This is a genomic window from Cryptosporangium aurantiacum, assembly GCF_900143005.1.
Classification (GTDB): domain Bacteria; phylum Actinomycetota; class Actinomycetes; order Mycobacteriales; family Cryptosporangiaceae; genus Cryptosporangium; species Cryptosporangium aurantiacum.
Map to the genome: position 1 here is coordinate 419,618 of NZ_FRCS01000007.1, position 13,867 is coordinate 433,484.

The 13,867-nt window shown below is 73.6% G+C and carries 12 protein-coding genes; 7 read left to right on the forward strand and 5 right to left on the reverse strand.

Going from position 1 to position 13,867, the window contains the following annotated elements:
* The first annotated feature begins 4 nt into the window (after positions 1–4).
* From BUB75_RS24770 to BUB75_RS24790, 5 genes are read left to right on the forward strand one after another with little or no spacing between them, the layout of a single operon-like run.
* Positions 5–808: an enoyl-CoA hydratase/isomerase family protein gene (locus BUB75_RS24770; RefSeq protein WP_073260176.1), complete on the forward strand. Its 804-nt coding sequence runs from the start codon at positions 5–7 to the stop codon at positions 806–808.
* A complete protein-coding gene (locus BUB75_RS24775) occupies positions 805–1,566 on the forward strand; it encodes an enoyl-CoA hydratase/isomerase family protein (RefSeq protein WP_073260177.1) in 762 nt (253 codons plus the stop codon). The genes BUB75_RS24770 and BUB75_RS24775 overlap by 4 nt, the downstream gene beginning before the upstream one ends.
* Complete coding sequence (locus BUB75_RS24780; RefSeq protein ID WP_073260178.1) at positions 1,563–3,029, forward strand: class I adenylate-forming enzyme family protein; 1,467 nt, start codon at positions 1,563–1,565, stop codon at positions 3,027–3,029. Before BUB75_RS24775 ends, BUB75_RS24780 begins: the two co-directional genes overlap by 4 nt.
* Positions 3,026–4,591, forward strand: coding sequence for a class I adenylate-forming enzyme family protein (locus BUB75_RS24785; RefSeq protein ID WP_073260179.1), 1,566 nt, complete (start codon positions 3,026–3,028; stop codon positions 4,589–4,591). Before BUB75_RS24780 ends, BUB75_RS24785 begins: the two co-directional genes overlap by 4 nt.
* Positions 4,578–6,170: a class I adenylate-forming enzyme family protein gene (locus tag BUB75_RS24790; RefSeq protein ID WP_073260180.1), complete on the forward strand. Its 1,593-nt coding sequence runs from the start codon at positions 4,578–4,580 to the stop codon at positions 6,168–6,170. Before BUB75_RS24785 ends, BUB75_RS24790 begins: the two co-directional genes overlap by 14 nt.
* Here the strand turns inward: BUB75_RS24790 and BUB75_RS24795 are convergent.
* Together BUB75_RS24795 and BUB75_RS24800 are read right to left on the reverse strand one after the other, a co-directional pair.
* Positions 6,148–7,617: a class I adenylate-forming enzyme family protein gene (locus BUB75_RS24795; RefSeq protein ID WP_425430897.1), complete on the reverse strand. Its 1,470-nt coding sequence runs from the start codon at positions 7,615–7,617 to the stop codon at positions 6,148–6,150. The two genes, BUB75_RS24790 and BUB75_RS24795, sit on opposite strands and share 23 nt — an antisense overlap.
* A 150-nt stretch (positions 7,618–7,767) precedes the next feature.
* Complete coding sequence (locus BUB75_RS24800) at positions 7,768–10,230, reverse strand: sensor histidine kinase (RefSeq protein WP_143175381.1); 2,463 nt, start codon at positions 10,228–10,230, stop codon at positions 7,768–7,770.
* Positions 10,231–10,390: 160 nt separating this feature from the next.
* Here BUB75_RS24800 and BUB75_RS24805 point away from each other — a divergent pair, with 160 nt between their 5' ends.
* Together BUB75_RS24805 and BUB75_RS24810 are read left to right on the forward strand one after the other, a co-directional pair.
* A complete protein-coding gene (locus BUB75_RS24805) occupies positions 10,391–11,032 on the forward strand; it encodes a GNAT family N-acetyltransferase (protein ID WP_073260183.1) in 642 nt (213 codons plus the stop codon).
* Entirely contained in the window at positions 11,029–11,904 is an 876-nt protein-coding gene (locus BUB75_RS24810) for an endonuclease/exonuclease/phosphatase family protein (protein ID WP_073260184.1), read from the forward strand. Before BUB75_RS24805 ends, BUB75_RS24810 begins: the two co-directional genes overlap by 4 nt.
* Here the strand turns inward: BUB75_RS24810 and BUB75_RS24815 are convergent.
* From BUB75_RS24815 to BUB75_RS24825, 3 genes are all read right to left on the reverse strand, one after another.
* Positions 11,897–12,748, reverse strand: a complete 852-nt coding sequence (locus BUB75_RS24815; protein ID WP_073260185.1) for an alpha/beta fold hydrolase — start codon at positions 12,746–12,748, stop codon at positions 11,897–11,899. The genes BUB75_RS24810 and BUB75_RS24815 overlap by 8 nt on opposite strands.
* Before the next feature lie 35 nt (positions 12,749–12,783).
* Positions 12,784–13,107, reverse strand: a complete 324-nt coding sequence (locus BUB75_RS45445) for a hypothetical protein (RefSeq protein ID WP_143175382.1) — start codon at positions 13,105–13,107, stop codon at positions 12,784–12,786.
* A 121-nt stretch (positions 13,108–13,228) separates the two neighbouring features.
* The gene (locus tag BUB75_RS24825; protein WP_073260187.1) at positions 13,229–13,813 is read right to left on the reverse strand and encodes an Rv1733c family protein; all 585 of its coding nucleotides are present in this window, start codon (positions 13,811–13,813) and stop codon (positions 13,229–13,231) included.
* Positions 13,814–13,867 lie beyond the last annotated feature (54 nt).

The following is a 13,867-nucleotide window of genomic DNA, read 5'->3' on the forward strand; positions in this document are numbered from 1 at the left end:
ACCCATGGAGTTCGAGACGATCCGCTACGAGGTGTCCGACCGGATCGCGACGATCACGTTCGATCGGCCGGAGGCCTTGAACGCGGTGAACCCGCTGATGGTGCGCGAACTGCACACGGCGTACGCGGCGGCCGAGGCCGACGAGGCGGTGTGGACGATCATCGTCACCGGTGCCGGGCGGGCGTTCTGCGCGGGTGCCGACGTGGGGGAGATTCCCGACGACGGGCGGGTGATCTACGAGGAGCCGTACCTGTCCACGTATCCGCAGTGGGAGGCGCCGCAGGAGGCCACCCCGCCGTTCCGGACGATGACCAAACCGGTGCTCGCCGCGGTCAACGGACTGTGCTGCGGCGCGGGGCTGGATCTCGTCACGACCGGCGACATCGCAATCGCGTCCGAGCGGGCGGAGTTCTTCGACCCGCACGTGAGCATCGGCCTGGTGTCCGGACGCGAGTCGGTGCGGCTCGCGCGGGTGCTGCCACCGGGCATCGCGCTGCGGGTGGCGCTGATGGGGAAGCACGAGCGGCTCAGTGCGGAGCGGGCCTACCAGTTCGGGCTGGTGTCCGAGGTCGTGCCGCACGAGCAGTTGCTGACCCGGGCCCGGGAAGTCGCCGGGATGATCAACCGGAACGCACCGCTGGCGGTGCGGGGTACTCGGCTGGCGATCCGGCGCGGGCTCGACCTGCCGCTGCACGACGCGGAGATCCTCGCCGAGGCGTACCGGGAGCGGGTGGTGCGTACCGAGGACGCTCGTGAGGGGCCGCAGGCATTCCTGGAGAAGCGCGCGCCGAAGTGGCAGTGTCGATGACGATCCTGTACGAGGTCACACCCGACCGGGTCGCCACGATCACGTTGAACCGGCCCGAGGCGCTGAACGCGTTCGACCGGCAGATGTGCCACGAGATCCGGGACGCCTGGCAGCAGGTCAAAGCCGACCCGAACGTGCACGCGGTGGTGCTGCGGGCGGCGGGGGAGCGCGCGTTCTGCGCCGGGCTCGACGTCAAGAAGGCGTACGGCCAGCCCGACGACGTCTGGAACCACGAGGATCCGGGTGAGTTGCTCAGTCCGAAGTGGCAGAAGGTCTGGAAGCCGGTGGTCTGCGCGGTGCAGGGCCTGTGTACGGCCGGTGCGTTCTACTTCGTGAACGAGGCGGACGTGGTGATCTGCTCGACCGATGCGACGTTCTTCGACTCGCACGTCAGCGGCGGCCGGGTCAGCGCGGTGGAACCGGTCGGGCTGATGCGCCGGATCGGCCTCGGCGAGACGCTGCGGATCGCGTTGCTCGGCAACGACGAGCGGGTGTCCGCGGAGACCGCGCTGCGGATCGGGCTGGTGACCGAGGTGACCTCCCCGGACGCCCTGCACGGCCGGGCTCACGAGATCGCCGCAGCTATCGCGGAGAAGCCGACCGCGGCGACCCAGGGCACGGTGCGGGCGATCTGGGAGTCGCTGGACCGGCCGTACCGGGCGGCGACCGAGCAGGCGCTGATCTACACGCGGCTCGGCAACCCGGTCGGGATGGCAGCGGTTGATCCCACCGCACCGCGGCGGGGGTGGGTTCGATGACTCTCGGGGACCGGATCGCGGCGGTGACCGCGCTCGAGCCCGATCGCCCGGCGATCGACTACCAGGGACGCTGGGTCTCCTGGGGTGAGCTCGGCGCGATCGCCGGGGCCGTGGCCGCGCACGTGCCGGAGCCCGGCACCCGGGTCGCGGTCCTGCTCCGGAACAGCCCGGCGTCGGTCGGGATCGTGCTCGGAGTGCTCCGCGCGGGCGGCTGTGTGGTGACGGTCAACCCGCACCGGGGCGCCGAGCGCGTCCGGGCGGAGCTGACGGAGCTCGGCGCCCCGATCGTCGCCGGGCAGCCAGACGACGTGCGGGATCATCCGGGGGCGACGCTCGCCGTGGATGCGTCGCTCGAGGTGCGTGCGCTGCGGCCGGGCTCTCGCGGCGCGTCGGCTGCGCTGCGGCCGGGCTCTCGCGGTGTGTCGGCTGCGCTGCGGCCGGGCGTCGCGGTGCAGATGCTCACCAGCGGCACCACCGGCCCGCCGAAACGGATCGACCTCACCTACGACACGCTGGAGCGGGTCTTCGCGGGCGCGAAACACTACGAGGGCAGCCGCGATGCCCGGGTGCGCCTGCGGTCGGGCATCGCGGTCGTCAACGCCCCGCTCGTGCACCTCGGCGGTCTGTTCCGCGTGCTGCAGTGCGTGCTCGACGGGCGGTCGTTCGCGCTGCTCGAACGGTTCACGGTCGAGGCATGGGCGGACGCCGTCCGGCGGCACCGGCCGGCCACCGTGAGCCTGGTGCCCGCCGCGCTCCGGATGGTGCTCGACGCCGACCTGGACCGCGCCGACCTGAGTAGCGTCCGCTCGGTGATCTGCGGGACCGCGCCGCTGTCGCCGGACGACGCCGACGCGTTCACCGCGAAGTACGGCGTCCCCGTGCTGGTGTCGTACGCCGCGACGGAGTTCGGGGGCGGTGTCGCCGGCTGGAACCTCGCCGACCACCAGCAGTACTGGGCGACCAAACGCGGCAGCGTCGGGCGGGCGCATCCGGGGTGCGCGCTGCGGGTGGTCTCCGCGGAAACCGGCGCCGCGCTCCCGCCCGATCAGCCGGGCCTGCTGGAGGTGCGGGCCGCCCAGCTCGGCTCCGGAGACGAGTGGATCCGGACCACCGACCTGGCCCGGATCGACGCCGACGGGTTCGTCTGGATCCTCGGCCGCGCCGACCAGGCGATCATCCGCGGTGGTTTCAAGATCCTGCCCGACGACGTCCGCGCGGTGCTGGAGCAGCACCCGGCCGTGCGGGCCGCGGCGGTGGTCGGCCGCGCCGATCGGCGGCTCGGCGCGGTGCCGGTGGCGGCCGTCGAGATCCGGACACCGGTCACCAGCGACGACCTGCTCGCGCACGCGTCCGCGCAACTGGCGCCGTACGAGCGGCCGGTGGAGATCCGGATCGTCGACGCGCTGCCGCGGACGCCGTCGGCGAAGGTCGATCTGACCGCCGTGCGAGGGCTGCTGCGATGACGGTCGGCGCGCTGCTCCGCGATCAGGCCGCACGCTACGGCCACAAGCGGTTCGTGGTCTGCGACGACGACCGGCTCAGCTACGCCGACGCCGACCGCTGGTCGAGCCTGCTCGCCCGGGGGCTGCTCGCGATCGGCGTCGGCAAGGGCACGCACGTCGGCGTCCTGCAGCCGAACGGCAGCGACTTCGTGCTCGGCTGGCTGGCGGCGGCCCGCATCGGCGCGGTGACCGTGCCGCTGAGCACGTTCTCCACCGCCGCCGAGCTGCGGACGCTGCTGCGCGGCGCCGACATCGAGGTGCTGCTGAGCGCCCGGTCGTACCGGGGGCACGACTACGTGGCCGCGTTGGAGGACCTGGACCTCACCACCGCCGCCTCCACGCCCGCGCTGCGGCACGTGTTCGTCCACGATTCGTCCGACGCCGTCCATCCGGATCGGACCGTCGCCGCGCTGCTCGCCCACGGGGACGCGGTGCCGCCGGAGGTGCTGCGCGCCGCCGAGGACGACGTCGGCCCGGGGGACCGGCTGGTGATCGTGCACACGTCGGGCTCCACCAGCGCGCCGAAAGGTGTTATCCACACGCACGGCGCGCTGCTGGAGCACCTCGCGAACCTCAACGACCTTCGCCGCTTCTCTGACGACGAGGTGCTGTTCTCGAACTCGCCGTTCTTCTGGATCGGCGGGTTCGCGTACGCGCTGCTCGGGACGCTGCTCGCCGGCGGTCGGCTGGTCTGCTCGAACGCGCCGGACGCGGCGCGCGTGCTGGACGTCCTGGAGCGCGAACGCCCGACGATGGTCAACGGCTACGCCCAGTCGGTGGCGCACCTGCCGCGCGACCCGACGTTCGCGCGGCGGGACCTGTCCTCGATCCGGCGGGGCAACCTGTACCCGATCATGCCCGCTGACGTCCGGCCGGCCGATCCGCAGCTGCGGCACCAGATGCTGGGGCTGACCGAGACCGGCAGCGTGTGCCTGGCCAGCCCGGACGAGAGCGATCAGCCCGAGCGGCGGCGCGGGTCGTTCGGGCGTCCGGTGCCGGGGTTCGAGGCCCGGGTGGTCGACCCCGACGACGGCACGGACTGCCCGCCCGGACGCCTCGGCGAGCTCTGGTTGCGCGGTCCGGCGCTGATGGAGGGGTACTACGGCCGGGAACGGCACGAGGTGTTCGACGCCGACGGCTGGTTCCGCACCGGTGACCTGTTCGTCGTCGATGAGGAGGGTTTTTACTACTTCCGGGGGCGGCGGGGGGACGTGATCAAGACATCCGGCGCGAACGTCTCCCCGGCCGAGGTGGAGGAGGCGATCCGGGACGTCGCCGGTCTGACCGCGCACGTCGTCGGCCTGGAGGACGCGGCCCGGGGGCAGATCGTGGCCGCCGCGGTCCGGGTGCCGCCGGGCCGGGAGATCGACGCGGACGCGTTGCGCGGCCGGCTGGCCGACCGCCTGTCGGCGTACAAGGTGCCCCGCCGGATCGTGCTGCTCGCCGAGAACGACGTGCCGACGATGTCCAGCGGCAAACTCGACGTTCCGGCCTTGAAGGAGCGCCTCCGTGCCGGCGGCTGAAGCGCCGTGGGCGGCGCGCGCCGGCGCCGGCCCGGGGGGCGAGCGGACCGTTCCCGCCGTCTTGCGGACGCGGCTGCGGCTCGACGCCGCGCGCGAGGCCGTGGTCGACGACGAGCGTTCGGTCACCTACGCCGAGCTGGACGACGCCAGCCGTACCCTGGCCACCGCGCTGGTCGCCGCCGGAGTGCGGAAGGGCAGCCGGGTCGGCCTGCTGGCACCGAACGGCGTCGACTGGGTGGTCGCCGCGGTCGCGGTGACCCGGATCGGTGCGGTGCTGGTGCCGCTGAGCACGCTGCTCCGGCCCCCGGAACTGCTCGCGCAGCTCCGCGAGGCGAGCGTCAGCCACCTGATCGCGGTGCCGGCGTTCCGCAACCGCCGCTACCTCGACGAACTGGAGGAGGCGGCCCCCGGCCTGACCGGCGGCCGCCGTCACGTCGGCGTGCCGCACCTGCGCGCGGTCTGGAGCACCGAAGCCCTCCCCGGTGCCGCGGCACCGGCCGGTGTCCGTGCCGCGCTTGAGGACGCCGTCCGGCCCGCGGACGACCTGGTCATCCTGTTCACCTCGGGCAGCCGCGGCCGTCCGAAGGGCGTCGTCCACACCCACGGGAGCGCGCTGTTCGCGACCGCGTCCGGACTGGACGCGCGCTGCGTCGGCCACGGCGAGCGGCTGTACCTCCCGATGCCGTTCTTCTGGACCGGCGGGTTCGGCCCCGGTGTGCTGTCGGCGCTGCTGGCCGGTGCGACGCTGCTCACCGAGGCCGAACCCGAGCCGGGCCGCACGATCCGCTTCCTGGAACGCACCGGCGCCACGCTGTTCCGCGGCTGGCCCGACCAGGCCGAGCGGCTCGCGGCTCACCCCTCGTTCGCCGGTGCGGACCTGTCGCGCCTGGGGCCGGGCAGCTTGCCCGCGATTCTGCCGGACGACGTGCGCCCGGCGCCGGGTGCGCGGGCGAACGTGTTCGGGATGACCGAGACGCTGGGGCCCTACTGCGGCGCGCGGCTCGACGTCGATCTGCCGGTGGGAAAGGAAGGCAGTTGCGGGCAGCCGTTCGACGGGGTGGACGTCCGGATCGTCGATCCGGACAGCGGGGCGGTGCGGGGGCCCGGCGAGGACGGCGAGATCCGGGTGCGGGGGCGGGGGCTGCTGCGGACGATCTGCGGCCGGTCCCGCGCCGACGTGTTCGACCGGGACGGGTTCTATCCCACCGGTGACCTCGGCACCCTCGATGCGGACGGCTACCTCTGGTACCGCGGGCGGCGCGACGACATGTTCAAGGTCAGCGGCGCGAGCGTCTACCCGGTGGAGGTGGAGACCGCGCTGCGGAGCCTGCCCGGCGTGTCCGAGGCCCACGTGACCGACCACCTCGACGACGACGTGCGCCGCGTCGCCGCGGTCGTGGTCACGCGCCTCGACCCCGGGACGCTGGCCGACGGCGTGCGACAGCGACTGTCCGCGTTCAAGGTACCGACGCGCTGGGTCGTGCTGGACGACCCCGCGGACGTACCGCGGCTGGCCAGCGGCAAGGTCGACCTGGACGCGCTCCGCGGCCTGATCGTCACCGCGTCAGTTCGCGCTTGAGCACCTTTCCCATCGGCGTGCGGGGCAGCTCGGCGACCAGCAGGAGATCCTCCGGGCACTTGTACCGGGCCAGCCCGGCCTTCCGGCAGTGCTCGGCGAGGCCCTCGAGCGTGACGTGCTGTCCTGGTTCGGCGACCACGACCGCGCGGACCCGTTCACCGGTGCGGGCGTCCGGAATGCCGACCACCGCCGCGTCCGCGACCCCCGGGCAGCGGAGGAGCACGTCCTCGATCTCCGACGCGGAGATGTTCTCGGCGTTGCGGATGATGACGTCCTTGCGGCGGCCGCTGATCCGGACGCGACCGCCGCCGCCCACCGTGCCGACGTCGCCGGTGCGGAACCAGCCGTCCTCGTCGAACGCATCCGCGTCGAGCGTCGCGTCGACGTAGCCGAGGAACTGCTGCGGCCCGCGCAGGCGCAGTTCGCCGTCGACCACCCGCACCTCGACGCCGCGGGCGGGGCGGCCGACCGTGGTGCCGACGCCGTCGTCGTCCGGTGTCTCGCTGGTGGCCACCGGGAACTCGGTCAGCCCCCACGCCCCGGCGACACCCCGCACTCCCAGCACGTCGGCGACCTGCTGATTGACGGTCTCCGGCGTAGCGGCGCCGCCGCCGACGCAGGCCCGCAACGCGGGGAACAGCACCCGGTCGCCCGCCCGCTGCTGGGCCGCGAGGTACGCGTGGAAGAACGGCGTGGCCGAGCCGAGGACCGTGGGGCGGTGCGCGGCCATCCGCTCCGGTGTCGTCTGCGGATCGAACCGGTCGAACAGCACCAGGCGGGCGCCGGTGCGCAGCGCCGACACCAGCATCGCGACGCCGCCGATGTGGGCGAGCGGCCAGGCGATCGGGTAGACGTCACCGGGGCCGAGGCCGAACTGGTCGACGACGCCGTTGGAGGCGGCGATCACCGACGCGTCGGTGTGCCGGGCGCCCTTGGGCTCGGCGGTGGTGCCCGACGAGTAGTAGATCCACCGGCACGAGCCGCCGGGATCCGTCGGCGCGGGTACCTCCGCGTCCGATACGGGCAGCCCAACGTCGGGATCCGTGGATAACACGTCAGGGCCCAGCGACCGGGCCAGGTCGCCGTGGCCGAAACCGTTCCAGCGCTCGGGCACCACGACGAGCCGGGGCCGCACCTGCTCGACGATGAACCTCACTTCGCGCTCGCGGAACACCGGGATGATCGGGTTCTGCACCGCACCCAGCCGCGCGCAGGCGGCCATCAGCACGGCGGCTTCGATCGTCGTCGGGAGTTGCCAGGACACGGTGTCACCGGGCGCGACGCCGTGGGCGTGCAGCCCGGCGGCCACCCGCTCGGCCGCGGTGCGGAACGCGACGGTCGTCAGCGCGCGACCGCGGTCGTCGGCCACCACGACCGAGTCGGGCCGCTCCCGGGCGGCGGTGTCGACGAGGCCCCAGACGGTGGTCGGCATGACCGCGATTCTCATACATCTAAAGGTTTGCGCGCTAGTAGGCGCTAAGCCGACCGGAGACGATCGGATGAAACGCGGAGCGGTCCAGGTATAGCTGGACCGCTCCGCGTTCCTCACGGGGTGGCGTGTCGCGGCGCGGCCCAGGGAGCGACCCGGCGACGCCATTCACTCGCCGAGGGGTAGTTCGACCGTCACGACCAACCCGGGGTCGTTGTCGGTCGTCGTGATGCGGCCGCCGTGCCGCTCGACGATCGTCCGGGTGACGACCAGGCCGAGCCCCGACCCCGGCATGCCGCTGTGCTGGGTCTCCGCGGACCGGAAGAACTGCTGGAACAGGCGGCCGTGCTCGTCGGCGGGCACGCCGGTGCCGGTGTCGGCGACGGTGAGCACCGCGGTCGCGTCCCGCACTGTGACGCGCACGGTGACCGACCCGCCGTCGCGGTTGTACTTCACGGCGTTGGACAGCAGGTTGTCGAGCATCTGCCGGAGCCGCTCCGGGTCGCCGTGCAGCGGCAGCGCCTCGGGGACGTCGACCGAGAGCGTCAGGCCGGCCGCGTCGGCGGCCGAGCCGATCGTCTCGACCCGGTCCCGGACCAGCGCGGCGAAGTCGACGTCGACCGGCTCCAGCGCGATGTGTCCCGACTCCAAGCCGGCCAGGTCCAGCAGGTCGTCGATGATTGCCATCAGGACCGCGGTGTTGCGCTGGATCACCGCGAGCAGCTGCGGCCCGTCGGTGGCCCAGGTATCCGGGCTGTCGGCCAGCAGTTGGGCGTAGGTCGCGATCGACGTCAGCGGCGTGCGTAGTTCGTGGCCGACCAGCGCGAGGTATTCGTCCTTGGTCCGGGCCAGCTGGAGCGCCAGCTCCTCGGTCCGGCAGCGTTCGAGGTACTGCCCGAGGTAGGCGGCGATCCCGGCGAGGTGTGCGATGACCGCCTCCTGATCCGGGTCGGGGAGGTCGGTATAGAGCGCGAGTACCCCGACGACGTGGTCGGCGGACCCCACCGGAACCGCGAGCCCGGTGCGGAGACGCTGGTCGGGCGCGCGCAGGCCGGTGGTGGTCAGGTCGTCGATCCAGACCGGTGCCCCGGCCGCCCAGGCGGCGCCGGGCAGGTCCTCGTCGGCGCCGAGCGAGCCGGTCGGTGCCTGGTGGGGGACGCCGGTCCCGGTCTCGTCGCTCACCCAGGACGCGGTCGGGCGCAGGACGTCGCCGACCGGATCGGTGAGCCAGAGTTCCGCGCGCCGCCAGCCCAGCGCGGACGCCACCGCCTCCACCAGGCGCGGAGCCACCGCTTCCAGCGTCGGCGCGGCGAGCAGCGCCCGGTAGACGGCCAGGTCGCAGGCGCCGAGCCGCTGGGCCCGGCGCTGCGCGGTGACGTCGTGCAGCACGACGACGGCGCCGAGCCGCGCGTCGCCGACCTGGATCGGCTCCGCGTTGATCATCAGGTGGCGCACCGGCCGCCCCGGGATCCGCAGGTCCAGGTCCAGGTCGCGTACGTGCCGCCCGGAGATCGCCTGAGCGGACGGGTACTCGGTGGGGTGCAGCCGGGTGCCGTCGGGGTGCCACAGCACGTTCCTGGCGACCGTGCTCTCGGCCAGCGGGGTCGTGTCCGTCACCCCGAGCATGCGCCGCAACGCGGTGTTGGCGAACAGCGTGCGGCCGTGGGCGTCACCGGCGAAGACCCCGGTGTCCATGCTGTCGAGCAGCGCGCGGAGGAAGCTCTTCTGCCTGCTGGCGTCGGCCTCGGCGGTGACCCGGTCGGACAGATCGAGCATCGACACGCAGGTCACCGGCCCGTGGCGACCGGGCACGACCGAGAACGTGGCGTCGATCGGACGCTGGTCACCGGACCGCGTCGTGGCCCAGACCGTGCGGCGACGCCGGGGACCGGGCCGGTCGTCGGCGGCCGACTCCCGCACGGCCTCCTGCACCTGCTCCATCGCGTCGGGGAACACGACCTCGCACAGCGGGCGACCCACGACCTCCTCGAGCGTCCAGCCGAACAGCGCCTCGGCGGCCGTGTTCCAGGCCAGCACGGCCCCGTCGGCGTCGACCGCGACGAAGGCCTCGGCCAGCGCGTCCAGCAGCGGCGGCGGATCCAGCATCCCGGCGGTCAGCTCCGCGCTCACCGCCGCCACGCCCGGCAGCAGGCTCACGGTCTCGGCGACCCCGGTCAGCGCCGCGACCTGTTCCGGCGTCCAGTCCCGTGCGTGGGAGGCCAGCGCACAGATCGCGCCGACCACCTGGTCGTCCCGCCCGCGCAGCGGAACCCCGGCGTACGCGCCGATGGCCAGATCGGGCACCGCGGCGGCGTCGCGGGACCGGGGGTCGGCCAGCGTGTCGGGGATGACGACCGGGGCGGCGGAGACCACGACGTTGCGGCAGAGCGAGTCCGCGACCTCGATGCGCGGGCTGCGGATCAAGTCGTCGGACACGCCGTGGACCCCGACGAAGTCGTCCCACTCGTCGCCGACCAGGGAGACCAGCCCGGCGGGCGCGTTCGCCACCCGAGCCGCGGTCCGCGCGACCGCGTCCATCGCGATCGGGCCGGCGGACAGCGTGGCCTCGGCGCGCCGGACCGCGTCAAGGCGTTGTGGAGACAATTCCTCCGGGCTCAGGGTCGTCACCATGCCGTTCACCGTTCTCCACGACGAAACCGCCGGCTCGTGACCGGCAGGCGGAACGGGGCCCACGGTCTAGACCTCGCAAAAAGGAAATAGTACCTAATACCACACTTCGGGTCGGGGCCGGAGTCGCCCCCGTATCGACGTGATGTCGCATGCTCTCCGCATGGCTGACTCGCATCCCCTGCTCCGGTACTTCCTGGACGCGTCCGACGGGCGGTTCCCCGCGCCCGACGGAGCGGTGACGAGACTGCCGCCGCTGCCGGACGGCCACGAGTGCGCGGTCGCGTTCACCGGACACGCGGTCGTGGCCACGGCGCTGACCGCGGCGCAGGTGGCCGCCGAGAAACCGGACGGCTACGGCGGGGCGATGGCCCCGGACTTCCTCCGCGCGCTCGCCGGCCCCGACGGCGACATCGGCGTCCTGGACGCGACCCTGGTCGGCCGCGGCACCGGTGGCGCCGCCGCGCTGGCCACGCTGACCGGCGCCGACGACCATCCCCGGGTCGCGTACGCGCGGGCGCGCCGGGCGAACGTCCAGGTCTACGGCGACGAGCGGGGTCTGGTGACGCTCGCCGAGGGCATCGCCGGGCGTCCGGAGCTGTCGATCGAGCTGCACCCGCAGACCGCACACGGCCGCGGCAGCGGCCGGTCGCTGATCCGGGCCGCGCTGTCGCTGGTGCCCCGCGGCGAGCCGGTGTTCGCGGCGGTGTCGCCGGGCAACGCCCGTTCGCTGCGCGCGTTCCTCGCCGCCGGGTTCGTGCCGGTGGGCAGCGAGGTTCTGATCCGCCCCGGGCGTGCCTCGTGAGGGCCGTCTCGCTGAACACGCTGAACCTGTACGGCTCCGACTCCGCGTCCGAGCAGGAGCGCTACCGCGCGGTGGAGGCGTTCCTGCGCACGGCGGACGCCGACGTGATCGCGGTGCAGGAGGTGATCGCGCCGGAGCGCGAGTGGCAGGAGAAGGCCGAGCTCGCCGAGCGGCACGTGCACCAGCTGGCCGAGGCGACCGGCCGCGTCTGCACGGTCGACGGCGTTCCGGCCTGCGGCGTCGGCGGCGGCGCCCACCACACCGGGCTGCTCTGGCGGGACGGCATCGAGGTCGTGCCCGGCTCGCTGACCCGGCTGGGCCGGGCCGATGCCGGGATGTGGCACTCGCTGGTCGCCGCGGTGTTCGACCTCGGCGGTCCGACCCTTCGGGTCGCCTCGGTGCACCTCTCGCCGTACTCCCCGGCCTGGCGCGAGACCGACGCCGCCCAGGTACTGCGTGCGATCAATGCGGACGCGACGCCGGGGATCGTCGGCGGTGACTTCAACGGGGTGGCCGCCGACTCGTCCTACGACCCGGACCCGTACGCCGGGGTGGCCTGGCACCCGGTGCACGCACAGGCCTTCGGTCCCGGCGGCGGGGTCGATCGCCGCGCGCCGTCCGTCCTGGAGCGCCAGGGCCGGCTCCAGGACTGCGCCCGCCTCGCGGGAGCCCCGTGGACCGCCACCGTCGGGCACTGGCCCGACGACCCGCACCCGCCCCGCCGGATCGACCGCTGGTACGGCAGCTGGCACCTGCCGCCGGGTGCGGTGACCGGCTTCCGGGTGCTCGACGGCCGGTTCGACCCGGCGTACCCGCCGCTGCCGGAGATCTCCGACCATCTGCCGATCGAGGTGACGCTCGACCTCAGCTGAGGTGGGTCCGGACGGCGGCGGCGAGCCGGTCGGCGTCCTCGGTGGGGATCGTGTGGTGCGAGGCCTCCGGGATCGTGACCGTCGTGACGTCCGGCAGGGCCTCGGCGGTGCGCCGGACCCGGTCGGGGTCCTGCGACCGGCTGCGGCCGCCGATCACGACCAGCGTCGGTGCACCCAACCGCAACGATTTCGGACGCTTCGGGAGCACCGGAGTCTGCCAGCGCCCACCGGTGCTCGCCAGCATCAGCCGGAACCAGGCGGGGTCGAGCGCGCGGCCGCGGGTCTCCCACTCGAACAGCCCTCGGAGCCTGGCCGGAGTGTTCTTCAGCAGTATCGGGATGCCGCGCAGCAGGTAGGCCGGCGCCATCGGCGCGAAGCAGGACGACGGTTCGAGCAGCGCCAGCCTCTCGACTCGGTGCGGGCGAGCGAGCGCGTAGGTCAGCGCGATCCAGCCGCCGTAGGAGTGGCCACCCAGCGACGTCCGGTCCAGGCTCAACCCGTCGAGGACGGCGTCCAGCCAGGTGTGCAGGTCGTCGGGGCGGCGGAGACGGGTGTCGCCGGGCACGCTGCGGCCCGCGTCGCCCACCAGGTCCGGCGCGTGCACGCGGAAAGCGTCCGCCAGGCCGGAGGCCACCGCGAACCAGGCCGTCGACGTCGCACCACCGCCGTGCAGCAGCACCAGCGGCCGTCCGGAGGCCGGTCCGCACCGGTGAACCCGGGTCCGCCCGTAGGGCGTCGGGACGTCGAGCGCCTCGGTGTTCGCGGGCCACTGGGCCAGTACCGCGTCGTACGCGGTCTGGAAGTCGGCCTCGCGGCGTGGTTCGGTGAAGACGGATTCGGCCATGTGCACCTCCACCGTCCACCGTGCACTTGTCTACATCATGTAGTCAAGTAGTGTTCGATCTCCGTGGCGAGGAGGAGTGCGGCGGCGACCGATCGGGCGTCTGCCCGCCCGCGCTCGCCGGGGTCGTCGAAGCGGGACCGGACGTCCACCAGGCGCCGGCAGAGCGTCGCCGGATACGAGTGTTCGGCGCTGGTGGGGCGGCAGCGGAGCGCGGCTGCGGCGTGTTCCAAGCGGGCGAGTGCGTCGGCGACCGTGTCGATCGAGGCGACCGGCAGCGGGCTACGTGGGCTGAGTGGGCTGAGTGGGCTGAGTGGGCTTGGTGGGCTCAGCGGGCCGGTCAGTGCGGAGGGTTGGCTCATCGCTCACCCCGGGAGCGTCGGAACCGGCGGCGGGCGCCGGTCAGAGGCGGCTGTCCATAGGTCGAGTGTTCCCCCGCCGAGCCGCCGAGGGAAGGGACCTGGGGCCCGGAGTGCGGGCGCTTCAGAGGGAGCGGTCGTGCCAGGACTGCCAGGCGACCAGCCAGTCGCGGGTCCAGGCCGCGTCGCGGTGCCGGTCGAGGCGGCGCCGGGCGATCCGGTAAGCGCCCGCCAGCCCCGCGAGCACCAACAGGAACGTCAGCACCGCACCCAGGACCGCGCGCTGGAGCAACTCGGCATCGGTCGCCGGCGGATGCACCGCCTCATAGGACGCATCCATCCACACGGTCACTGTGTCCCCGTCCGCCGCTATCTCGCCGGTGTAGACCCGCCCGGTGCGGACAGTGCCGTCCGGCAGCGTCCAGGTCGCGACGACACCCGGGCCGATCGCGTCCGTGCGGGCGCTCGGCGTGTCGGCGCGCAGTTCGACCGGGACGTGGAGCAGGACGCTCCGCGCAGCGACGGCGTCCGCGGTCTCGCGCTCGTACCGGACGGCCCCGGCGCCGATCGCGAGCGCCAGCGTCAGCACGACCGCGAGGCCTGCCGCGACGCGCAGGGCGCCCTCGGCACGGTCGACCGGCCGGCACAGCGGGTTCCGGGTCCACCCCAGCAACCGGGCGGCCCGACGGATGAGCGTGTACTTCGGCATGACTTCTCCCGGCTCGTGGAGCCGCACGTGGACGATCCCTCTGCCCAGAGGACG